This window comes from Oleiphilus sp. HI0080, from assembly GCF_001635135.1.
On sequence record NZ_LWFU01001035.1, the window covers coordinates 1 to 829 of the forward strand.

The window sequence follows — 829 nt, forward strand, 5'->3', positions numbered from 1 at the left end:
CAGATTTTTAGCATCGACTATGAGCTGTACCCAAAGCGCTATGGAAAGGCTAGTGTTGAGACTTACGTTTATGCGTTGTTGACTGACACGCATACCTTTTTCGCGTTCGATGCGCGAGACCCAGATCCAAGCCAGATAAGAACGGCATTTCGTAATCGCGATGCCGTAAAGGAAGACGATTATGTTTCTTTGGTTGTTGATCCGACAGGTACTGGCAGTAAAAAGTATGAGTTTCGTGTAAACCCGAGCGGTGTGTTAACGGACGTTCTTCAGAACACTGTCGCTGATCGTTATTACTATGACTGGGATTCTAACTGGATTGCCGAAGCACAAGTAACGGACTCCGGTTACATTGTCGAAATTGCCATACCGCATCAATCGATTCGTCTTCCAAAGCATGAGGATGACACTGATCAAATGCTGCTGTTGATGTTCAAGCGGTCCTATCCGCGTAGTACAGATAAAACGCTTGGCTCTATGATGTTGGTCAAGAGAGCGAAGGAGCAGGAGCTGGCTGATGCACGTGCTCCCTTAGCGGACTCTGAGGCAATGAGTGCCGCAGAGAAGGTTGAGTACGAAAAGCGGGTTCAGCAGCAAGAGGAGGATATGGGCGCGAGTGCGCAGATAGCCTCTAAGCGAGATTTGTACGGAGTTCAGAATGTAGAGGTGACGCCGCACTATATCCTCCATAAGGATGACGAGCGTGACCCAGGTGATCCCGAGTTTGAACAGTCTAGCAATTACGACATTAATGAGTTTGGCGTGGATGCAAAGGTGCGTTTTGGCACCAATAAAACCTTGGGTTTGACGGTTAACCCGAACTTTACAG

Annotated in this window: 1 protein-coding gene; it reads left to right on the top strand. The window is 48.1% G+C overall.

Annotation, left to right across the window (positions count from 1 at the left end):
* Window positions 1-829, top strand: an 829-nt coding sequence (locus tag A3751_RS23190) for a hypothetical protein (RefSeq protein WP_197466529.1), incomplete at both ends; no start/stop codon positions are given.